This is a genomic window from Bdellovibrionales bacterium, from assembly GCA_018266295.1.
Classification (GTDB): domain Bacteria; phylum Bdellovibrionota; class Bdellovibrionia; order Bdellovibrionales; family Bdellovibrionaceae; genus JACMRP01.
In genome coordinates, this window is record JAFEAQ010000011.1 from 1,039,736 (window position 1) to 1,061,616 (window position 21,881).

Consider the following 21,881-nt stretch of genomic DNA (forward strand, 5'->3'; position numbering starts at 1 on the left):
TAGTACTCTTTATTTCAAGCCCCAAAGGGGCCCATTATTTTTTATTAAGACCTTTTAAACGGATCTTAGCTTTTTTCGCTTCGTTGGAATCCGGAGACTTCGTCACAAGCTCATCATAGAAAGTCTTTGCTTCGTCTTTCATACCCAGTTCTTGGAAAGACACACCCATCTTATAGGTCGCTTCGTTGAACTTTTTGCCCTTAGGGTTTTCATCACGATATTTCTGATAATTCAAGATCGCTTTTTTCCAATCCTTCTGGTCGAAAGCCTCTTGGCCAAGCTCATAGGAGCTTTTCTTGGCTTCTGTCGCTGCTTTTGCCTGGGCTGCTGACGCTTGGGCTACGGCTGCGGCTTTTTCAGCTTTCAAAGCATTTACTTCGGCATTTAATTGGAAAACGGTTTTTTCAAGATTGCTGAGACCTTCTTGCAAAAGAAGGATCTTCTTATTGGCATCCGCAGAAGAATCGGCAGCGAACTTTTTCGCCGCTTCGGCCTCTTGCGAGCCTTGGCCTTTTTGGTGTTCAAGCACTTCTACACGGCCGCGAAGGCCACGCATATCTTCTTCGATATCAGAGAAGCGGCTTGCGGAATCCGCAGAGGCCTTCTGCATTTTTGTGACTTCTTGCTGAATCACTTGTTTTTGTTCGGTTTCACGCACGTCCGTACGGGTTTTCAAGCAGCCAGTAAGGCCGAGGGATAAAAGCCCAACGTATGTAGTTGCAGGAAGTAACCACTTCATAACACATCTCCTGTTTTTTGACGGATCAGACGAGCTGAATTTTCCGCTCTTTCGGCGGCTATTCTTGCTTTAATAAAAGCGTCACGTGCTTGGGCGTAATCTCTGTCTTTATAGTACAACCGGCCTTGTCGATAAGCTTCGTCAGCTTGATGCCAGTAGCCTGGTGAATGGCGGGGAGCTTGGACTGCCCGGGCGGCTTCAATCGCGGCGCGGGCCAGAGTATACTCTTCAATCGGCTGGGGGACCGTTTGGCAGCTCACTAAGAGAGCCAACATTGTCACTGCTAGAACAACAAATCCCCTCACCCGAAAATTCCTTTAACTATTATTGCTGAACTGGCAAGAAGTTCGCGCGACGGTTTTTCGCGTTCGCAGCTTCGCTCTCACCTGCTTCAACAGGTTTTTCTTTTCCGTAGCTGATCACAGACAAACGAGCCGCTGGAACACCCAAGCTTACCAAGTAAGCCTTTACAGCGTTTGCGCGTCTTTCGCCCAATGCCAAGTTGTACTCGATAGTCCCGCGAGCGTCGCAGTGACCTTCGATTTGAACTTTGTAGCCACCGTTCTTTTTAATCCAGTCCGCGTTGCCTTGGAGGATCTTCTTATTCTCAGCATCGATGCTAGATTTGTCATATCCAAAATGCACAGTCTCAAGTCCAGGGATTTTACCGCTGTCACTGCCTGCAGTATCAAAACTCATTGGAGTTGATTCCACAGCCGTCTCAGACGTTGGCGTTGTGATAGGTGTTGATTCAACATCAGACTTCGTTTGTTTGCCTTTACAAGCAACTACCAAAGCGACTGCAGCAAAAGCGAACGTCAATTTACGTAACATCGTTACTCCTCCTTAAGGTTTTGAACCCTTAAAACTTTAAGCCATGATGGGTTATTGTCAAACCATATCAATTAGTTGTTTCGATATTGATGTTGCGTTGCCATGCGGTGATACTGGGCCCATGAAATTGAAAAATCTGTTATTTTTTGCGGCAGTCCTCGTCACATCGTCATTCTTTTCCGCTCCTAGCTTGGCTCTTGAAGTTCCTCCAGATTGGAAGTTTAAGAAAATCACCACTCCACACTTTGAAGTTATTTATAATGCCGAGCAGCAAGAGCTGGGAGATCTATACGCCCGTCAATTAGAACGTGCGTACAACGTCCTCTCTCCCATTTTCGCCGTCCAGCCTGAAAAAACTCTCGTGATCATCAATGACAAAACGGATGTGACGAATGGTTATGCGACTCGCATTCCTTATCCACACATCATGACCTATCCGGTTCTACCGGGCCCGCAAGAAAGCTTGAGTGAGTCCGGCGATTGGTCTCTAGAACTGCTTGCGCACGAGTACACGCACATCCTGACGTTTGAACCTGCGACGGGAGTTTTCCGTGTTCTGCGCGGAGTCCTCGGCAGCATTGCATCGCCGAATATTCTTTTGCCAAATTGGTGGAAAGAAGGCCTCGCTGTTCAAGTCGAGTCCATGCTCGAACCTAAGGGCGGTCGTCTGAAGTCTCTGTATCAAGATGCCGTGATTCGCGCGATGGCGGATGATGGCAGCTTACAAGCTTACGATGTTGCCCAAATCAACGAGTACATCCCTTCCTGGCCTGAAGGCATGCGTCCTTATATGTTCGGCTCGATTTTCTGGAGCCAAGCCGTGGATGAAAACGGCAAAGAGGTCATGAACAACCTCAACATGCGCCACTCTTCGCGCATCCCGTTCTTTATTGAAACTCCGGCCAAAGATTTACTAAAGCTGGACTACGAAGGTTTCTATAATAAAGCTCTCAGCACGACGAACACGATGGCCCAAGATCAGCTGAAAGCTTTGCGAGTCACGCCAACGACTGAGATCCATAGCCTCCCTCTGAAAGCAAAATACTCTTCTGCACCGGCCATCAGCGACGACGGCAAGTACTTGGCACTGATTACTGTCGACTACAAAGCCGATCGTGTGATTGATATTTTCATTCGCGACCCAGACACAAAAGTGATCTCCAAGAAACTGCAGGTTGAAATCAAAAAAGAAGAAGAACCTCTCGCCCCGAAAGACAATAACGACGGCCCGCCTTCTGGCAGCATTCAAAAGATCGCGTGGTTCCACAAGACACCGAAATTGATTTACGACCAGCTTCGCTACTTTAACCGCATTGAGCGCTACTCGGAACTCTACACTTATGATCTCGACACCGGTAAAAGCAAACGTCTGACGACAGGCCTGCGTGGCCGCGAACCTTCGATGGCTCCTGACGATAGCAAAGTCGTCTTCGTCCGTCTCGAAGGCGGACGCACCCGTCTTGCCGTTTACGATCTGGCGACCGAGAAAGCCGAGATCCTCTTGAGCGCAGCCATGCAAGAGCGCATCTCTTCGCCAACTTACTTAAACGCGGACACGATTATCTTCGCGCTTCGTAACAGCCAAGGTGAAGAAGGTCTTTGGACGTACTCACTCAAAGACAAAACCACCGCGCAAGTTTTGACATCGTTTACGCAAGCGCGCTTTCCGAGTGTGACGAAAAATGGTTTGATGTTCACGGCCTCTAACAACGGTGTGCATAATCTCTATCTCGCCAACGCCGAGATGACTGCGGCAAAGCCAGTAACTCACGTAGGCACAATGGTGAGCTCATCAGCACTTGATCCACAGACAGATAATCTCTATGCCACTTATATGTCGTCTGTAGGCCCGATGGTTGTTATGATCGCAGCTGATAACTGGAAGAAAACTCCGGCAGAGCTGCCAAAAATCGACGGGCTTTTTGCAAAACGCTACCAGAAGACTTTGGCGCCGGCGGAAACTCCGGCCACCGATGAAACAAAATACGAAGTCAGCGATTACAGCCCTTGGGGCTATATGTGGCCACGCTACTGGATTCCATATCTTTGGACTTCCCCTGAAGGCGGCATTGTCATTCAGGCGCAGACCTCCGGTTTTGATCCACTTCATCGCCATTCTTATGATGTGCTTGTCGACTGGAATACTTACCTCAAAGCCTTTGACTGGTCGGTGAGCTATTTGAACAACACCACGAACCTGCCAGTTCAAGTCACGGGCGCGCAAACTCATTCATACCTCGTTGAGCGCGAAAATCTTGTGAAAGATACTTTGGCACAGGTCTCTGCTCTGCCGGATATCTGGCGCTTTAGTGACAAGCTCACTCTAGGGCTTGGCTGGCGTTACCTTGAAAGAACCGTGGTCAGCAGCCCGACCACAAAGCGCACGGGGCCTTTCGGCTCATTGATCTACAAAAACTTTACTCAAGGCGGGGAACAGTTTGCTCCGCAAGAAGGTGGCGGCGCTTATCTGATGGCGGTGGATTACATCGCGGGCAAAGACCTGATGAACCATTCGCAGTTCCAAACCGGCGGCGTTTATTATTTCTCAAAATGGCTGCCGAAATTGCACTCCATAATGGCCCGCGCGAGCGTGCTTTACACGCCTGAAAAAATTGCTGCGATTTACGGAACTCAGTCGGACTCGATGGATTTCGATGGTTCGGATTTGATGTCGAAGTTCCTGGCACGTGGTTACTCGACCGGTCAATTCATTGGCCGCAATATGTACAATGCGAGTCTCGAGTACCGCCTGCCGATTTGGGACATGTACAAAGGCAAGGGAACCTGGGCGTTCTTTGCCCGCCGTCTGTATGCAGCGGTCACGATGGATGCCATTTCAACCGACGGGTTTGCTTATGAGATCGTTGACGGCACTTACACGGCCAATGCGGTGACGGCGCATGATATTTTCACGAGCTATGGCCTTGAAGGGCATTTGGAAACGACGATTGGCTACGAATTCCCGCTGAACTTTGTTTTTGGTGTCTACCAAGGTGCTAACAAAAAGTACGCGCCAAATCCAACAGCGGGCCTTGCCATCCAATTCGGAGGCTTTTAGCGCTGCATGTTGTCGGCTCTCCACAAGGACCCCTTGACAATGATCCAGGTCGTCGAAAACACTGGAAATACCTGGAGGGGTGCATGGAGAAAATCAGCTGGATTAAAGAACTTGTGAAAGCTGAACAACAAATGGAGGAGTCTGGCCTCGTAGACATGAGCTTTGGTTTCGACCCAGAGCGCGTTCTCGTGACAGAAAGTATCCAATTCCTCATGAACCTCAAAACCGAGTTCGTGGATGCTGCTACCAATTTTAATGAGCTGAAACCTTCAGCTCTCGGCCGCATCAAAATTTACGGGATCGCAAAGACTCACGCAGACTTCATGCTCTTCCGTAATGGCTATAAGATGATTTTCTCATTGAAAGCCCCAGGTCAGATCAGTGTTCGATTCAATTTCATCGGCACAAATTACATCCCTACTCCGGGAGCAGCAGAGAACACTCCGGCTGCGAACGCGAACGTCATGGATGAAAATATCGTTGAAGCAAAATGGGCGGCCTTCGAAGAGCTCATCTGGACTTATCGTGGACAGACTGTGAAGCTCGAGTACATGGTTCGTCACTACCTCACTCAGTTCATCCGCGAAAGCTCAAAATAGTTTCATAGTCCTGGACTTACAAAATGTCCGCAGCTCGCGGACAATAGAGCTAAGATGACATCAAAGCTTTGTATTTCTATCTTTGTTGGCCTGGGTTTTATCAATAGTGCTTCTGCCGCTGATATCTGTGCTAAAAACGGCAAAGACTTAGCTCTGTTGAAAGACTCCTTTCCCCGATTTTTTCAGTCACAAACAGAAATCCACTTCGCCCGCTCACAAACTCCGGTGGCCTATCTCAGTGTGACGGTGGCGCCGGATAAAATTGCCGGTGAAGCGAAGTACAAAATTCCGATCTTCGGGATCAAGCAAGAAAAAGGCTATGCCACTCAGCTTTGTTATAACAAAGACGACGGTGAGCTAAAGATTGAGCTCGATAACGGCAAAGAATTCAAAGTGAAAGTCATCAACGACAATCCTCCGGATGCGACTGTCACTATTAAAGGTTACGAGATGACCCGCAAACCTGCCGAATACAACAAAGCGATGGCCATTCTCAATGGCACAAGCTCCGGCTCTTCATCTTCATCAAGCGGATCCAGTGACTTTAACAATAATGGAGGTGCTCAATGATGACTTTCGTGATCAGCACACTTCTCAGCCTGTCTTTTGCAGCGACCTCTCCGGTTCAATCCAAAGAAGAGATCAAGTTTATTTCTAAAGCTGACAATAAGCTTTTGGACACTTTTAAAACGGACGCTTACATCGGCACCATCGGCCGCGTAGACGAGAAAACTCAGGATCTGAGCCTCGTCGATCTTTATGCTTTTAAGGATAACGGCAAAATTTCGATGAATGAGGCGCTTTGCAAAGACTATCTCAAGCAAGTCTATGGGCCGCTTGATAAAATAACTTTAAAAGTGAAGAACATCAAAATCTATAAATCGCACACGGGTAATACTTGCGAGGCTCAGGCAGATGATCCTGAAGCAAAGAGCACGGTTCCTGAACACCGAATCATCATCGGCTTCTTAAACGCCAAACCCTACGCGATTGAATTTAACCTTGCGAAGAAATCGACTCCCGACGTTCAAGAAAACATCCGCAAGTTCTGGGATAGCCTTCGCTAGTGAGTCGTCGCCTCGGCCTGCTTCGTAAAAGCTTCGGGCTGAGGCTGAGGACGCTTTGTCTGGTGAATATGTAAAGCCAAGTAGCCGAACACCAACCAGTAAAACCGATCGGCCATTCCACCGAGCGATAAATGCCAGTGATAGATAATTAGAATCGGAATCTGCACCATCGCGTAGATCCCGAAGATATGCAGGACCGAGTTCTCGGACATCAGAACCTTGACTGCCATCACCACCAGCAAGAGCAGAAAAATTCCCGTCCAAACTATAAAGGGCCAACCACCGACCACGCCCGCAGAGGCAAAGATATTGTGCGGGTCTTTGAATGAGTTGTAGCTTTCAACATTGAGATCGTCTTTGCCCGAGAATTTCGACAGCAAACCCTGCCCGATCCACGGGCTGGTTTCGAAGTACTCCCAACCGCGTTCGACTTCTTCCATGCGGCTGGCGACGCCATCTTGGGCTTCACGATCGACGAGGCCTTTTTTGCCAGTGGCAATATCGCTCGCGTATTCCGCCATCTGTGCGCCGAAAAGAACCAACGTGACTGTCATAATCAGGGCCGCTGAAAACTTAAAGAAGCGAAAGCCTGCGTGCTTCGTCGGAACTCGCAAGAGCCACAGCACCCACGCCATCATCACCGCAGCCAGCGCTGAACGCGTGCCTGTAAGAATCAACGCTACAACACTCAAAAGAATGCCGACAATCCAAAGCGCTCGCACCCAAGGTCTTTTTGTCTGCTGCAAACACGCCAGCGGAAAGACAGTTCCGACGGTCGCGCACGTCACCATATATGGAATGTGCTTAAAGATGCCGATAAAGCGGCCGCCTTTGAAAGTCAGATCCGGGCGCACTGCAAGCAGTCCCAACGAGAGAATAACGAAAATCACTGACCAGAAACTGAGAAACCGCACCGCTTTCTTTGGATCCAGCATCGCGGGCAAAAAAACTCCGAACAAAACGATGATCCAATACGTGGACGCCAGCGCCGCCCATCCATAGAGACCTTTATGATTATCCATAAAGATAAATTGCAGAAGTGTCTCCAAGAACAACGTCAAGAGCAGCACAATGACAAGCGTGCGATAGACTTTGCCGAGCTTATTCAAACGATCATGATGATGAAGAGTGTAGAAAACTAGCGGCAGTCCCAGCAAAAAACTCAGAATAACGTTCATATACGGATGCAAACCGTGCTGAAAGATGATGACCGAGACCTGCGAGGGAATCCCCATCCATGTCAGCGACAGTTTCGAGACGAACACTAGAAAGAGTAATGCCAGTGCCCAGAAAGCCATTACTGTTTTTCGTTGCTGTATTTACTAATTAGCAGACCCGTCAGTGCAATACTCATGACCACAGAAACCAACGTGATCGCTTTGCTGGCTTCAGGGCTGACGAGCATTTCTCTTGGCGGAACGTAAATCAAATCTTCATGGCTCATTTTCAAGCTGTCACCGCCGCCTTGTTTGATGAGCTCTTGCACATCGACCTCGTAAGTTCCACGATGCTCGTCCACGGCCTTGGAGTGAATGCCGGCCCATTTTTCAGGTTCTTGTTTGCGAACCATGACCTCAGAGATGTCGCCACCATTCGTACTGCCGCCTGCAAGAGTCAGTACCTTTAATAGATCCGTGTTACTCGGCACATAGTAGACACCAGGCTTTTGGACAGCTCCAAGCAACTGGACTGAGATCAAGGACTCTTTCGGCGAAGAACGATACATGTATTCTGAGGCTTGCGCTGGCGTTTTAATATCACCAATCGCGCCCAAGTCTGCCGTCGGTGCCGCTGATGCAAGAGACGTCCAAAAAGTTAAGAAAACCATCAGGAATTTCAACAGCTTCTTCGCAATTATATTACTCGGCGTATTCACGGTAAAACCCTCCCCGTTGCTCTTTCCTAGACCTGTTGGGATACAAATATAATGGCCCGGACCTTCGCCGAGAAGTGAAGATTTAGGTGACGGAATCTGGCCCTCCGTTTAGCCTTATACCTATGACGAGTCCAGTACCAGAACACGAAAAATTATTCGACGAAATCAGTAACAAACTCAATGAGCTCAGCCAGCGCTATCAGGATGGCACTACAGCCGAAGAGGCGCCGTCTCAACAGCAGAGATTGGAGCGAATGCAAGATCAGTTGAAGAAATTCAGAACTGATATGCAGGGCAACAATAACGAGATGATTGAGAAGATTAAAAGTCTTGAAAATGTGAATTTTTCGCAAAACGAGATCACGGGACAGCTTCGTCAGATCACTGAGCAGCTGAACCATGAGCGTATGACGAATTCCAAACTCAGTGCGGACCTCGCAAAATCTCTGGAACTCTGCTTGCAACTGCAACTTGAGATCCAAGGTTTGAAAGCTCGCTCTATGGCGATCCAAACAGAGGATAAAAAATTCTCTAACTCGCTCATCGAAAAGAATCGCGTTCTGCAACGTGAGCTGGAACTCTCGCAAGCACTCAAAGGTGAAATGGCCATGGAAATGGCTAAAGCCAAAAGCGCGATGCAAAGAGAACAACAAACTTGGGTTGAAACAGAGCAAAGCCTGCAAAACCAAATCGCCGAACTGAATAAAGAAAAAGCGGAGATGCTGGCTTCCATCGAAGAGCTCAACGGCATGATGGACGAAAAGGATCTTCAGATCGCGAACCTCAGCATGGACATCGAAAAAATCTCTACTTCATTCAACGAAGTCGAATCTTCAGCGGTTCAACAAAGCGATGTTCTGAAAAACTTGATGGCGGTTGCCGAAACAAAGATCGTAGAAATGAAACTCGCTTTGGATAAAAAACACAGCGAAGCTGCTGACTACTACAGCCACTTGCAAAAGGCTCTGGCACAAGTGAATGTTCTGACCCAAGAGAACATGACTTTGAAAGACTACGTGAACAAGCTGAACTACTACCATCAGCAGACACAAGCTTTGCAAGCCGCAGGCTTGCAACAGCAGCAAGCGCAGGTTGCGGCTCAAGCACAGGCTGTGCAGCAGGCTCAGGCGCAGTTGCAACAACAAGCCCAGCAAATGCAGCAGGCGCCTCCGACACAGACGCCGCAGTAATTACGGATTAAAGTTAGAAGCAAGGAGCCCTGGTGATGAACCGGGGCTTTTTTTTTGCGCAGAGATTTACTGGCTCCGCCCTTCTTTACTAGCTGCCGCCGGCGCTTCTCCATCCATGTGAATCGAGGCTTCTGCCTCGAGCTCCGCTTCCTGCCGGCCATCCAGGCCGTCAGGTTTCTGTATTTTTGGAACTTCCTTCGATCTAATTTTTTGTATTCATACCAAGGACCTTCCCTGCGAATCGTCTATTATACGACCCGGTCGTCTTATAGACGACTCACTCGTATAATATACCATTTCATCAGAGGTATGCTTTCTGCAAATGGCGTAACACGATCACGTGATCGCACTACAATCTCTAACTAGAGAGTTCAAAGACTGAACAAATTAAAAATCAACGCCACCAAAAATTTCAAATCAAGTACTTGAATTCGGCCTTCATACCCAGACGGCCACGATGGCCGTCTGGCCCCGTTCTCAAGGACGGATGGCCGTCGCTGTTCCCCTCACTGGGAGAACGAAGACAAATCACACACTCACCGCTCGAAATCCCCTCTGAGAGCGGGTTTTAGTTCCACTTCGGAACTAGGCTGTCGATAGGATTTCAAAAAAAAGATATTTATTTCTGTTTACAAATCACATCAGAGTGTGAGAACTTGAAATCACTCTATTGAAAGGAGGCTACGATGATGATTACAAAAATTTACAGCATGACTGCAGAGTCCGGGATGAATCAACTTCAACCGCACGTGGCCTCTCTAGTCGTACGTTAGGTTTTTTATCTCTATTAGTTCAGCCACATTTTAATACTTAAATAAAACTTTCAAGGCAGTTGTTGTCTTGGATTTTAATTCAACTCTCGTCTGGAGTTTGCTTTATCGGCCATAAAGCGCTTCGGCGAGCATTATCACATTCGGGCATTGCTATGTCCGAGGAGGAAGCTATGGAAGCGTTATTACGCAAGAAAAGAGAATGGGAATTTCAGAACCACAAGGTATTACTGAAACTCGTTCAGACTTCCAGTGATGTGTCTGTTGAAAGCGTGAAAAAGGCCGGTTTAGTAACAAGCTTCCTCGCGTATCTGATCTACGTCATGGTCAGAGGAATGCTCGCCTTCGGCGCCTTTATTTTGAATGGACCAGTTTTGGTTCGCAAAGTAGCTCCAGGCTTTAAACCGCAAGAATTTCACGAATTCAATCCGCATCACCACGAAGCCAAATTAGCAAATCGTCTTTGGCGATGCTAATTTGAAAGCAATCAGCATAAGGTTGATTGCAATGACCGGGCGGAGTCGCCACCGACTCTGCCCTTTTTATATTATTCAGCGAGATGAGACAGAAACTTTTCTGCACGGGCATGGATTTGATCTTGCTCCGCTTTGAGTTCCGGCGTGAACTTGAGAAGCTTTTCATAAACTTCGAGATTCATAAACGGCGCTTGAATAGACGCGACAGAAACCGGACGAGGCTGAATCGGCGCTTGCTCCACTTCATCAAGAAGAACTTTTAAACTATCCAAATACAATCGATGCTCACGCGCAATGAAGTCCAAAGGCACTCGCGATGCTGGGAGCTTTAATTCCAGGCTGCTGCCAATCGGTGTGACCTGCATGTCAGGCATATTGAAAATGTTTAAATCCCCGGGATACATCACGAAAATTCGATAACCTTTCGTGAGCGCACGGGCGAAAATATCCAGCATGATCGTTTCACGCGTTTTACCGGTAAACGTATACGAAGGCTCAAGCAAGTGCTGCACTAAACGCAATTCAGACTTACCTTGGAACTGACCGGTGATCACCGTTGCAATGCTGAAGAAGTAACAGCGATAGTTTGTTTGGAACTCATTGTAATATCTACCGCCGAAATGAAATGGATCCGACAAGCCAAACACAAGACAGCGGTTGATTTGCGGGTTCACTTCAGTATCCAGCTGAGGCCCCATTGCACGCTCAATCACGCGGTAAGTTTGCGCGATCTGAAAATCCATCGTCGAGTAGTGGCGATAATTCAATCGGGCCAGTGAATAACTCCCCGCAACCAGCGCAATGACAGCCGCGACGGCGTAAACTTTCGCGTTGTACTTCTGACTGAGCTTTTCCACGCCGAAAATCAGCGGATAAATCAGCAGAAAGCCCGGAAAAGTCAGATAACGAACGAAGGCGTTTTTACCCTCAAGACTATCCACCGGAAAATTCGCCATTATACAAAAGGCTGCCACAAAAATTACCAGCGTAACAACCGATAAAACCGCCGTGGCAGACACTGGCCTGCGTGCACGCCAGAAAAAAGGAATCGCCGCCAAACCACCCAGCACGCCTACCGCATAAGTGCTTTTAAAAGTTCCTTCAACGATAATTCTAAAAATTTCCCAGGCTGGAACTCCTTCAGCAGTCCCTGTCATCTTGAAAGTTCCATAGCCTTTGCGCAAAACCACGAACAGCAAATCCTGCAAAGTATTTACAGAATAGTACGTGTAAGCCGGATCATGCGACGTCGCGATGAAATAATAGGCCATCGGCAAAAGAGCGAGAACAAAACCGCCAACAAACAAAGAACAGCCTTTACCCCAGCTGGTTTTCATAAAGCCGCGAATCAACAAAAACGCAGATGCCGGAACCATCAAGGCCATCAAATGATGGTGGCACAGTCCCAAACCGTACATCAAACCGATCATGAAAACATATTTAAGCTCACGCTTTTCATCAAAACATTGATGGAAATAAATCAGCGCCGCAACCAAAGTCAGGTTCAAAGTGAATACTTCAGGAATCAGAATATATTGCTGAAGCAAGCCCTGGGCGAGAAAAACCAGAACCGCCACGAGAGCTGCATTTTTATTCGCCGCAAATGTTTTAAATAAAAAGAAGCAGGCAGTCCACGCCGCGAGAATATTCACCCAAAACTGGGCATCAAACGGGTTCTGAGTAAAAATAAAGAAGAACTTACCCAAAAGAACATACAGCGGATATCCCGGAGCGTGCGGGATTCCCCAGCCTTGGATGGCGGTGGCAAAATCGCTGGCGTCAAAAAAAGACAGACCCTCGTGTCTGAGGTAAAAACTGACGAGGGTAAAGAGAAGAAAGACTATTTGGCTGACTAAGAACTGCTGGTTAAGGCTGCCCGCCTTTTTCAAGTATGTCATATAAAGTCTTTCGTAAATTCGGATACTGACGTACGGCTTTGGCTACAACATCTTCCGCCAGCGTGATCTTCTTATCATCCACCAGCAACTGCACGAGGGCTTGATAGCATTCAGCGTCCGCATAACCATTCACAACGAGCTTTCGACCCAACTCAATGGCCTGAGGCTTGTGTTGAGACCGGACGGCCGTTAAGAAAACCAAAGCACAATGCTCTTTGCCGCCGATTTTTCCATTCGGAAAACGCTGCAACAGTTTCGCTGCGTGCTGTGGCCCCTTCTCTTTAGTATTAAGGAGGGCGCGAATAGCTTTGTCAATGTATTCAACATCCGGGCCCACAACCTGAATGCCCATATCAAAACACTCCGCCGCTTTGTCGACTTCATCACGATTGATATGAAAACGTCCCGCAGCTAAGAGGGCCGCTGAGAATACTTTACGAAGTTCGGGAGTCACGTTATCCAAGCTCAAGAAGCGTCCATAAAACTTAGGAATTTCTTCCAAGTGACCGGCGAAAACCGCAGAGATAAATAGGTTGCCGAGGCGTTTCGGACCAATCGGATAATTCTCGAGAATCATCGGTGCCAAACGATAAGCGGCGGCATAGGACTTCTGCTCAAAAAAGGCATCGAAGTTCCCAGTCAGGCATTTAAAATGCAACGGTTGCAAGTCAAGACCCTTACGGAACTCATCCACAGCCGGCACGTAATTGTTTTGAATAAACTTCGCATACCCCAAATAGTAGTGCGCGAGTGTCGGCTTCTTTTCTAAACTCATTGCGAAATGAAATTGGGCTTCGGCTTCTTGAGTTTTTCCCTCGATCAAAAGCTGCTTTCCGTTACGGATAGATTTGATGTACTCACTGGGATTTACTTTACGGGCAATGATGCTGCGAAGACGGTCTGAAAGCTGTCCGCCTTGAAACGGCTTTACAATATAGTCGTCGACGAGTTCTTCGGCGGCCTCTGCGATCGCCGTGCTTGAATTGCTATGGGAAACTATCACTGAAATCTTATTCGCGCTCTGAGCGTTCATAAGACTCACAAGTTCAAGCCCTTGACGTCCATTGAGTGAAGACTCTGTGATAAGAATGTCAGGCTTCTTGGCGTTGATAATATCGCGGGCTTCTTCGTATTTTTTTGCGATATATATATTCTCTTCAGTACAGCCAAGAGATTTTAAGCTCGAGGCAATGCCATGAGTATACGAAGTGGAATGATCCACCACTAATGCCGAAAGACTATTCATAACTCGATTTCCCGCATGGATCTAAAAAGAAGGTCGACGGCGCGTTGATTTTGCTCCATCGCACGGCGGAAGTCGCCCCAAAGATTAAAGTCATAACGGTGTAATTCAATGCTGTACATGCAAAGCTGATCACTGAGTTCAATCACAGCGGCGATCCGGCCGGTTGCAACGAACCTTTGGCGTTGGTTTTGAAAACAAAGAATGCCCTCGAGATTAACGAGTTGGCCGACCGCGCAGGTCTTTTGTGGTGCCTCGAAGCTTACGTGACGGTGGTCGACCTCAACGGCTTCCGTCATCTGTTTTAATAACGGAAGTTCGGTCGTTAAGTTCTCAAGAAAATGAATTTCAAAATAATTTCTATTTGAAGCCATGATCGGAACCTCTCACTATCATTAAACCCCAGGAGACGCTGGCCTTCCAAGACTCAAACGGAGTTCTGGACAATAGTGAGAGATCGATAAGGTCTGTATCCGAGTGTTCGAACGCTCGTTATTCCACAAAGTGGGTGAACATCTTCAGATAGAAGCCTTCAGGGAACTGCAAGATCGTCGGATGGTCCGCCGCGTGCCCACCACGAGTGAGATTGCGAGCCTGCCAGTTATTGCGTTGAATCGCCTTACGGATGGCCTCTTTGAAATCCTCTTCCTCGAGAAGTCCAGAGCAAGAGCACGACACCACAAAACGCTGAGCTTTAATCATACGGAAGGCTTGGGTGTTCAATTTTAAGTATGCATGACGTCCTGTTGGGATGTCCTTCTTGGCTTTAATAAACGCCGGCGGATCCGCGATAATGATATCAAAGCTGCGACTTTCAAATTTATCAAGACCTTCTAAAACATCCACTTTATGAGCTGTGACTTGTGCGCCTTCACGTTCTGCATTCAGCTTGGCAAATGCCAATGCAGACTCAGAGACGTCACCAAGGTGAACTTCCACATCAAAACCCTGACTCTTCAACGCACGCGTGATCTGTGTTGCCCAGTGGCCGACGTAGCAGCAAAGATCCAAAATACGAATCGGCTTTGCTTTTAATTCAGGATGAGATGCCGCCCAGTTTTTAAAAAGCTGAACTGCTTGGAAAATATTTTGCGTCTGATCGAGGAAGAAGCCGGTCTTCTGCCCTTCAGCGAGATCGCACTGCATGCGAATCACGCCCTCATCACTTGCGGAATTCAAAAGAATATCCACTTTCGTCAGATCAATCTCCGGAATCTGTTTAATAGTTTTTGGATCTTGAACTTCCATGCCTTCAAGTTTGCGAACATTTACATCGTTTCGCAAAACCACAGCGGTTTCATTCCAGCCCAGTGTCGTCAGATTCTGCTTCTGTGCCTCTTCAACCAGAAGCTTAAAGAAGCCTTCCGCATCTTGTAGGGCTTTATCTAAACCCGCCGTCACAAGCTGAGCTGCAAACACTTGGCCTTTTTTACCGTTTTGCTCAACCAAGTAATAGTCCAAGACCAATCCCGGGAGGAAATCGGCTTCGCCAAAGCACATACGGAAACTGCCACGGAAACCGGCGTTCTTGCGAACTTGCCAAGCTTGTGTGAGTTTCTTAATCAGTGAGGGAAATGCCAATGGTTCACGTTCTTCGGCATTGAAGCTGACGGCACGAAATGAAATCAAAGAGTGTGGGTTCCCATAGCCGCGCGCAAGAAATCCGCCTTTACAATCCTGGAGCTCAACAAATGAGCCCAGACCGATTCCTTTAGGGCTGCTCGAAAGTTCATTTGAGAAAACCCAAGGATGGCCGCCACGAATACGCTTGTCAGCGCCTTGGCGCAACTTCCAGATCACCATTACTCAACCTCTTTAACTGCAAACACCAACAATGTGGTCTTCTCTTTAGCGGAAAAATTATTATCGCTCATGACCAGCAAGCTCTTTCGTCCGTCTGGCAAAGCAGGACCCCAGGCAAGAGCTTCAAAGTTTTCTAATTTCTGGTTTTTAAACAGCTCTTCAAAATCAAGGAGCTTGGTTTTTTTCATTGCCGTAGATTTACCATCCGCGAGACTCTTGACGCTAGAAACATCTTTCACGCCTGAAGTTTCTGCCAAGTAAAGGCCGCCGGTATAGGCAATTCCCGTCTTCGTCAGACGCGCGCCACGCTCAAGCACAATAAACTGACCGTCACTGACATAAAGAATCTCAGAAATACCTCGGAAGACCTCAACGCCCACCGGGCTATTCGGCATGCGAGTCACCATGTAAGGATACTCTGCTGACACTTTGAAGTTATCCTTGTCTTTTTTGAACTCGACCATTCGTAGCCAGTAGTTCATATCGTCATCGCCCTGATCGGCAATGATAGGATACTCATTCATGATGTAAAGAGTCTGCCCGCTGGGATTTGCCGTCATACCCTCAAAGCCACGGTTGTTTTCGATCCCTTTTTTCTGAAGACCCGTAGACTCCGGCAAAAATTTATCAGGCAACGGAATATCAGATTTGTAAACGCCCGTTGCAGACGTCACAAAGATGTGAGGCATCGCACGCGGCTTCTTATCGTTGTCACCTTCTGTGCTGATAACTAGGTCGCCGCCTGGCAGACTGACGATGGCTTCATCATCTAGAATCCAGTCGCTTGGCGTATCTTTCAGATGTTGAACCTTAGTGACATTAAAATCCACTTTGCCTGAGGTGATTTTCATATCGAGTTCGTAAAAACGAGGAGTGCCAAACTTGCCGCGGTCATCGCTGACGGCAGTGAGCTTGCTGCCGTCCCAAAACATGCCCGATAGGCCGCCGACAGATTCGCTATCGAGGGTCAATTTCGGCGCAAGGCTCGATTGAGCATAGAGTTCCACTTGGAGACTCTTGGCATTCGCCAAAGTCGAAACAAATAACAGAAATCCTAAAATTAGCTTCGCCATCTCAGTTCGGTCTCTTTCACCGGATTGTGGAACTCGCGCTTTTCTTCAAGATGCTTTTCCCATTCCGTTTTTAAAGCATAGTACCACTTGGCCTGAGAGTCCGCATCTTTGATTAACATCAGGCTAGGATCATACCTTAGGCCGTCTTGTTGCTTGGAAACCGCATCCATATCCTGGTGCAAGAAAACCTTCGTGAATCTATGAATCGCCGGCTTAATGAAGCTCAGCCACGGGATATCCCAATAAGCCATCTGATGAATCACAGTTTCTTTCTCATTCACCGGAGTCAAAGCCGTGTAAGAGTAGAAATTGCGCTCACCGACCTGAACGTGTTCAACCCGTACACATGGAAGACTGAACGTGATTTCCGTCGTCGGCACACCACCGAGAATTTTATAAGCCTTGGAGTTCGAAGATGGCTGATGGCGCACCATCTGGAAGCCATGATCCACCGGCGCAAACTTTTTGCGTTTTTCATACATAGTTTTTTCTGAACGCCAGAACCAGCTCTTGTGAACATAGGGCCCATGCGCTGGATCCATTAAACCGATCACCGCGTGATCAATGTGGCATGGGAAAATACACTTCTCAAGAATCTTAGGCTGTACATCCGCTGGCAGGCCCTTCATGTATGGAGGCTCTGGAGCTTTTGAGATATCGAAGTTCTTGTCGCCAACGAAGACCCAGATAAGACCTTGTTGCTCTTTCACCGGATAATGGCGGACCTTAATCTTGGTGCAATCCAAATCCTGACCTTCGCACAAAGACGGAATCTCCGTGCAAGTGCCTTCGCCGTTGAATTTCCAGCCGTGGTAGGGACACTCGACTTGATCTTTAACGACTCGGCCATAGCTCAGCGGAATTCCACGATGAGGACAGATATCACGAATCCCAGAGACCTTGTTTTGCGAATCGCGGAAGAAAACAATTGGATCACCTAAGATCACGCGCGATTGCATTTTGTTTGTTTTTAATTCGCTGCTCGGAAGAGCCACGTACCAAACGTTACGAAGAAAAGTTTGTTGCATTGAAAACCCTCACTACGAGCGACGAATGCCCGCACGAACCTCTGCGAGGAACACCGTATTTTCTAAAAGAGACGTAATGGTCATCGGGCCCACGCCGCCCGGAACCGGAGTAATTGCTGAAACGACATCTGCCAGCTCTTCAAAGCGCACATCACCGCAGAGCTCTCCTCCGCCAGTGCCGTGCATGCCGACGTCAATGACGACAGAACCTTGCTTGAAATCCTCGCGACCCAAGAAACGCTTCTGCCCCGCTGCAACTACGACGATGTCTGCACGCGAAGTGTATTCGCGCACATTACGAGTTTTTGAGTGGCAGATAGTGACTGTTGCATTGGCATCATTCAGAAGCATCGCCATCGGCTTACCAACGATCTGGCTACGACCGACAACAACCGCGTTCATGCCCTCGACGTTGATTTTGTAATGCTCAAGAATGCTCATGATTCCCATCGGAGTGCAGGGCTTCACAAACGGCTTCCCCGAAGCCAAGTAACCGGCATTTGCGTAAGTCAGACCGTCGGCATCTTTCTCGGCCATGATATTACGAAGAACCGGCTCGAGCTGAAGATGTTTCGGGAGTGGCAACTGAACTAGGATACCGTCGACTTTGGGATCCAAATTCAATCTCTCGATCCATTGATTGAGATCATCCTGAGTTGCAGTGGCTGGCAAAGTGTGAATTGACGAATCCATTCCTGTCTTCTGACAAGCGCGGTGTTTGTTTCGCACATACACCTGGCTCGCAGGATCTTCTCCGACAAGAACAACCGAGAGCTGCGGAGCGCGGCCCGTAGCTTTCTTAAAGTTTTCAATTCTTGGTTTTAAAGCCTCTCTGCGGACAGCAGCGACGTTTTTTCCATCCAAGAGGATCATCAAGTACCACCTTTGATGTCTCAATTTGTTCTATTTCATTAAGAAATTCAATGATTTATCACAAAAAAATTCTCGACTAAATGCTCTGCAAACGGCCATGGGTGCTGCCTTGACCGCAACAGCGCCGTAGTTTATTGTACAAATTCTTGAAACCACGGAGGAATTTAAAATGGCTGAAAAAGTTAAGCTTTCTAAAGATGGAAGTTCAATCGACTTTGTTCAATCTGACAGTATCCCTACGTCCCTGAAAAAGTTCCGCCAAAGCCCTGAAATCGAAGGTTTCTACCGCTTCGTTTTCGAGAATGATTTGCAAAAAGAATCTTACGAGATTCTCGATCAAATCATTATCGCTCGTAAAGCTAAAAAAGCGTCTGCAGCGAAAGAAGCAAAAGCGGCCGCTAAAGAAGCTGAAGCTGCTGCAAAAAACGTAAAAACTATCAAAGCTAAAAAGAAATAGTTTTTTGTTTTTAAAACAAAAGTCCGACGAAAGGATCCGCAACCCGGATCCTTTTTTTATGTCCTCGGCTTAAATGGCCGCTCGCCCTGGAATCCATTTTGCTCTGCTGCCTGTGCAGGAGGGCTCATGTCTCAAAGAAGTCTGAAAAATTGCAAAGGTCAAAGCCTGATTGAATATCTCATTATCGTTGCCATCGTTGCGGTGGGAACTCTGTCGATCGTGCGCGTGGTTGGCAAAAACGTCTCCGTGCAATTCGCCAATGTGGCAAAGGCCCTTGGCAGTGGCGACGACAATCAACTCAAAGCCGAAAAAATCGATTCCAAAATGTATAGCAAGAAAGACTTAGGGAACTTCCTCGATGGCGCGACTTCCGGCAGCTCTAAGAAGTAATCGCGGCCAGGCTTTGATTGAAACGCTCGCGCTGAGTTCGGCGCTAGTGGCCGCTCTCGGAGTTTTGCTGGGAGTTCTTTACTTTGGCTTCGTTCATATCGGAGCGAACTATCTGATGCACGAACTTCTCGCTTGTCAGGCGACCGAGGGCGAGCACGGCTGCGAAAAGCAGTTCCGTGCGCGGGCCGAGAGGTTTTTGTTTGCCGCCAAAGTTCTCGATCTTGAGAGCCGGCAGAGTTTCGGCGGCTCTCGCCGTGCGCGCTTGGTTTTACAAATGCCGATGAAGCGGACTTTGACGCTGAAAAAAGAACTGCGGATCTGACGATGAAAACTTCAGAGGGATTTGCCACTGTTTTGCTTTTGTCTTTGCTGCCGCTGATCTTAGCGGCGGGACTTGCGCTGTTTTGTACGTTTGGTTTCCTGAAGAGTGATCTTGCTGTGCTGAATGTCTGTCGCGCCAAAGAGCTCGAAGTGCAAAACAAAGTGGGCCGGAATCTGACGAAGTTACTAAAACTGAATGCGCGTGCTTTGAGCTTGCGCGCGGAAGAAGCCCGGGCCGAGAAAGCGTTGGCTTCCGCCATCGAAAGCGGAAATCCCGGAGCCATCGCTGCCGCTGAAGCTTACTTGCTGTCCGTGAAAATGCGTCGGCAGGATCTGCACATCCGCCAAAGAGCACTGATCGACACCGCCGATGCGTGGCTGGCAACGGGTGGCGCGGAACTCCCTCGGGAGCTACAGCGCGAATGGCTTCAGCATCACCGGGGTTTGTCTTCTTGGCTCGAGAGCCGGTTTCAAACCGGGCGCACAGGTCTTGCGAAGCTGGCCGTGATGCCGGACTTTCCCGAGATCGCGCCTGCATATTTGTTACGGCCCGATTTTACCGAGGCTCAGGCTTGGAAGCAGAACTGGAGTTTTCGGCTCGCGACAACCGGATGGGCGCGGAGATTTTTAAATTTTAACGGAGGCTTTGAAAGATCATGCACGGTTTCTCTGTATGCCGACGGCGACGATTGGATCGCCCGTCTGAAAAAGGACAAGTTCTCATTGAAGGGCTCTTTGTGATGATTTTTATCACCGGCGTTTTGATTGTGTTGATGAGTTTCGTGAAGAAACAAAACGGAGTTATGAAAAATTATGAACTTCCTGCAAAGATTAAATATAAAAACCGATAAAGCCCTTCTGATTGCCTTCGCTGGTTTAGGCGTCGCGATCTTGCTTTTAAATTTGTTCTCCACTCCGTCAGTGCCGGGTGAAGTGGCAAATTCACAGAGTGAAGAGCGATATGCCGTCGACACCATGATACCTGCGGGTCACCTGCTGATTCCTTTAGAGCTTAGCAATGCAGAGTCGCTGTCTTCTCTTTCGGGAAATTTCTCGATTGTCGATCTTTATGTCTCTGGCGATAAAGGCAAAAAGGGATTTAAGATCGCATCGGCAGTCAAACTTTTGCGGGCGCCCCTAAATCCACAGCAATTCGCCGTTCTGGTGCGCGAAGAAGACAGTGGAAAGATTGTCACGCACGAAGGCCCTTTCTTCGCTGCTCTTAAAAATCCGAAGGAAGTTTCCAAAGTCCGAGCGACGAAGAATCCCCTCTTGATTCAATACGGAGAATAAGTTTTATGTTACAGAGATATGCTTTATTAGCTGTGCTGGTTATTCTGAATTTCGCAGTGTCTTCGACTGCAAAAGCGATCTTGTTTCAAGCTCCGGGTTCGAACTCCGAAGAATTTCAAAACTACGCTCTAGAAAAGAACCAACTGACTTACGCCAAGTGGGTTGAAACTAAACTGGCGATACCGGCAGAGGAGCCTCATCCCCAAGTTCTCGAGTTCTCTCAGCGCGCGCTTCAAGAAAAATCCTCGAAGCAGCTCGCTACGGACTGGGAACGAGTGCGGCTTAATATTGAATTGAACCGGTTGGATCGCGAGGTCTTGCTTTTACTTGCCGAAAAATTGCATGTTACTCAAGAACTTTGCCGTTATCTTCTTTTGGAACCTGACCTGGAGAGTTTACTCGAGAAACCTGTTCCTGCGAGCCTTTGCTCATCGCTGGCTGTTGCAGTGCCGGCTTCTCTTCTTGCGCAGGTCGATGCTCATGGTCTGATCGTGATTGATGGCAAGGGATTTTCCAAAAGCCAATTGCCGTCGCGGCTTGTGAGCGGCTCTTATCAATGGAGAATAATCTCGGATCGCTATGAAGATCGTCGCTTCATCGGGAGTGCGAAGGACCTAGCTACGCAAAAGGTGCCACCACAGCCCTGGGTGAGTGGTGACTGCCAAAACTATCGGGCTCCTAATTTTGATTTTTCTCTCCAGCTTCAGTCGCAGATTTATTTCAGTAACACCTGCATCCAACCGGGAATCCCCAAAGAGAAAACCTTCGGTGATTGGGCCTCAGACCACAAAGCTGTGCTTTGGGTCGTCGGCGTTGTGGCGACCGGCATCGCGGCCGCTCAACTGAAAGATAAAACGTTGGTGATCACGAAGCCTTAGTGGCTTTTTGCCCGG

At 48.1% G+C, this 21,881-nt stretch carries 24 protein-coding genes; 12 read left to right on the plus strand and 12 right to left on the minus strand.

From position 1 onward, the window contains the following. Positions 1–34 precede the first annotated feature (34 nt). From JSU04_13810 to pal, 3 genes are read right to left on the minus strand one after another with little or no spacing between them, the layout of a single operon-like run. A complete protein-coding gene (locus JSU04_13810) occupies positions 35–739 on the minus strand; it encodes a tetratricopeptide repeat protein (protein MBS1971379.1) in 705 nt (234 codons plus the stop codon). Beyond that, positions 736–1,014 carry a DUF4398 domain-containing protein gene (locus JSU04_13815; GenBank protein MBS1971380.1) on the minus strand — a complete coding sequence of 93 codons (279 nt, stop codon included), beginning with the start codon at positions 1,012–1,014 and terminating at the stop codon, positions 736–738. The genes JSU04_13810 and JSU04_13815 overlap by 4 nt, the downstream gene beginning before the upstream one ends. Before the next feature lie 49 nt (positions 1,015–1,063). Next, entirely contained in the window at positions 1,064–1,573 is a 510-nt protein-coding gene (gene pal, locus JSU04_13820; GenBank protein MBS1971381.1) for a peptidoglycan-associated lipoprotein Pal, read from the minus strand. A 121-nt stretch (positions 1,574–1,694) separates the two neighbouring features. Between pal and JSU04_13825 the strand changes: the two genes are divergently transcribed. The 4 genes from JSU04_13825 (at position 1,695) to JSU04_13840 (ending at position 6,297) form a co-directional block, all read left to right on the plus strand. Next, positions 1,695–4,631 (plus strand): hypothetical protein, encoded by a 2,937-nt coding sequence (locus JSU04_13825; GenBank protein MBS1971382.1) that lies wholly within the window; start codon positions 1,695–1,697, stop codon positions 4,629–4,631. 83 nt (positions 4,632–4,714) lie between these two features. Beyond that, complete coding sequence (locus JSU04_13830; protein MBS1971383.1) at positions 4,715–5,230, plus strand: hypothetical protein; 516 nt, start codon at positions 4,715–4,717, stop codon at positions 5,228–5,230. 54 nt (positions 5,231–5,284) lie between these two features. Further along, complete coding sequence (locus JSU04_13835; protein ID MBS1971384.1) at positions 5,285–5,800, plus strand: hypothetical protein; 516 nt, start codon at positions 5,285–5,287, stop codon at positions 5,798–5,800. After that, positions 5,797–6,297: a hypothetical protein gene (locus JSU04_13840; GenBank protein MBS1971385.1), complete on the plus strand. Its 501-nt coding sequence runs from the start codon at positions 5,797–5,799 to the stop codon at positions 6,295–6,297. Before JSU04_13835 ends, JSU04_13840 begins: the two co-directional genes overlap by 4 nt. Here JSU04_13840 and JSU04_13845 read toward each other — a convergent pair. Together JSU04_13845 and JSU04_13850 are read right to left on the minus strand one after the other, a co-directional pair. Beyond that, positions 6,294–7,595 (minus strand): O-antigen ligase family protein, encoded by a 1,302-nt coding sequence (locus JSU04_13845; protein MBS1971386.1) that lies wholly within the window; start codon positions 7,593–7,595, stop codon positions 6,294–6,296. The two genes, JSU04_13840 and JSU04_13845, sit on opposite strands and share 4 nt — an antisense overlap. Next, positions 7,595–8,125 carry an SLBB domain-containing protein gene (locus tag JSU04_13850; GenBank protein ID MBS1971387.1) on the minus strand — a complete coding sequence of 177 codons (531 nt, stop codon included), beginning with the start codon at positions 8,123–8,125 and terminating at the stop codon, positions 7,595–7,597. The genes JSU04_13845 and JSU04_13850 overlap by 1 nt, the downstream gene beginning before the upstream one ends. A gap of 134 nt (positions 8,126–8,259) precedes the next feature. Between JSU04_13850 and JSU04_13855 the strand changes: the two genes are divergently transcribed. Beyond that, positions 8,260–9,363: a hypothetical protein gene (locus tag JSU04_13855; GenBank protein ID MBS1971388.1), complete on the plus strand. Its 1,104-nt coding sequence runs from the start codon at positions 8,260–8,262 to the stop codon at positions 9,361–9,363. A 943-nt stretch (positions 9,364–10,306) separates the two neighbouring features. Then, entirely contained in the window at positions 10,307–10,609 is a 303-nt protein-coding gene (locus JSU04_13860; protein ID MBS1971389.1) for a hypothetical protein, read from the plus strand. A gap of 71 nt (positions 10,610–10,680) precedes the next feature. Here JSU04_13860 and JSU04_13865 read toward each other — a convergent pair whose 3' ends face one another. From JSU04_13865 to folD, 7 genes are all read right to left on the minus strand, one after another. Beyond that, positions 10,681–12,507: a DUF2723 domain-containing protein gene (locus JSU04_13865; protein ID MBS1971390.1), complete on the minus strand. Its 1,827-nt coding sequence runs from the start codon at positions 12,505–12,507 to the stop codon at positions 10,681–10,683. Beyond that, positions 12,476–13,753, minus strand: a complete 1,278-nt coding sequence (locus tag JSU04_13870) for a response regulator (protein MBS1971391.1) — start codon at positions 13,751–13,753, stop codon at positions 12,476–12,478. The genes JSU04_13865 and JSU04_13870 overlap by 32 nt, the downstream gene beginning before the upstream one ends. After that, positions 13,750–14,124 (minus strand): hypothetical protein, encoded by a 375-nt coding sequence (locus JSU04_13875; GenBank protein ID MBS1971392.1) that lies wholly within the window; start codon positions 14,122–14,124, stop codon positions 13,750–13,752. Before JSU04_13875 ends, JSU04_13870 begins: the two co-directional genes overlap by 4 nt. A 118-nt stretch (positions 14,125–14,242) precedes the next feature. Continuing rightward, entirely contained in the window at positions 14,243–15,553 is a 1,311-nt protein-coding gene (locus JSU04_13880) for a class I SAM-dependent rRNA methyltransferase (GenBank protein ID MBS1971393.1), read from the minus strand. After that, positions 15,553–16,626: an esterase-like activity of phytase family protein gene (locus tag JSU04_13885; GenBank protein ID MBS1971394.1), complete on the minus strand. Its 1,074-nt coding sequence runs from the start codon at positions 16,624–16,626 to the stop codon at positions 15,553–15,555. Before JSU04_13885 ends, JSU04_13880 begins: the two co-directional genes overlap by 1 nt. Next, entirely contained in the window at positions 16,614–17,654 is a 1,041-nt protein-coding gene (locus JSU04_13890; protein ID MBS1971395.1) for an aromatic ring-hydroxylating dioxygenase subunit alpha, read from the minus strand. Before JSU04_13890 ends, JSU04_13885 begins: the two co-directional genes overlap by 13 nt. Before the next feature lie 12 nt (positions 17,655–17,666). Continuing rightward, positions 17,667–18,530 (minus strand): bifunctional methylenetetrahydrofolate dehydrogenase/methenyltetrahydrofolate cyclohydrolase FolD, encoded by an 864-nt coding sequence (folD, locus tag JSU04_13895; GenBank protein MBS1971396.1) that lies wholly within the window; start codon positions 18,528–18,530, stop codon positions 17,667–17,669. Positions 18,531–18,696: 166 nt separating this feature from the next. Here folD and JSU04_13900 point away from each other — a divergent pair, with 166 nt between their 5' ends. The 6 genes from JSU04_13900 (at position 18,697) to JSU04_13925 (ending at position 21,866) form a co-directional block, all read left to right on the plus strand. After that, on the plus strand, positions 18,697–18,984 hold the full coding sequence (locus JSU04_13900; GenBank protein MBS1971397.1) for a hypothetical protein: 288 nt from the start codon (positions 18,697–18,699) through the stop codon (positions 18,982–18,984). A 126-nt stretch (positions 18,985–19,110) separates the two neighbouring features. Next, entirely contained in the window at positions 19,111–19,374 is a 264-nt protein-coding gene (locus JSU04_13905; GenBank protein MBS1971398.1) for a hypothetical protein, read from the plus strand. After that, positions 19,343–19,696 (plus strand): hypothetical protein, encoded by a 354-nt coding sequence (locus tag JSU04_13910; protein MBS1971399.1) that lies wholly within the window; start codon positions 19,343–19,345, stop codon positions 19,694–19,696. The genes JSU04_13905 and JSU04_13910 overlap by 32 nt, the downstream gene beginning before the upstream one ends. Before the next feature lie 2 nt (positions 19,697–19,698). Continuing rightward, complete coding sequence (locus JSU04_13915; protein MBS1971400.1) at positions 19,699–20,436, plus strand: hypothetical protein; 738 nt, start codon at positions 19,699–19,701, stop codon at positions 20,434–20,436. 72 nt (positions 20,437–20,508) lie between these two features. Next, entirely contained in the window at positions 20,509–20,988 is a 480-nt protein-coding gene (locus JSU04_13920; protein MBS1971401.1) for a hypothetical protein, read from the plus strand. Between the two features lie 5 nt (positions 20,989–20,993). Then, positions 20,994–21,866 (plus strand): hypothetical protein, encoded by an 873-nt coding sequence (locus JSU04_13925; GenBank protein MBS1971402.1) that lies wholly within the window; start codon positions 20,994–20,996, stop codon positions 21,864–21,866. Positions 21,867–21,881 lie beyond the last annotated feature (15 nt).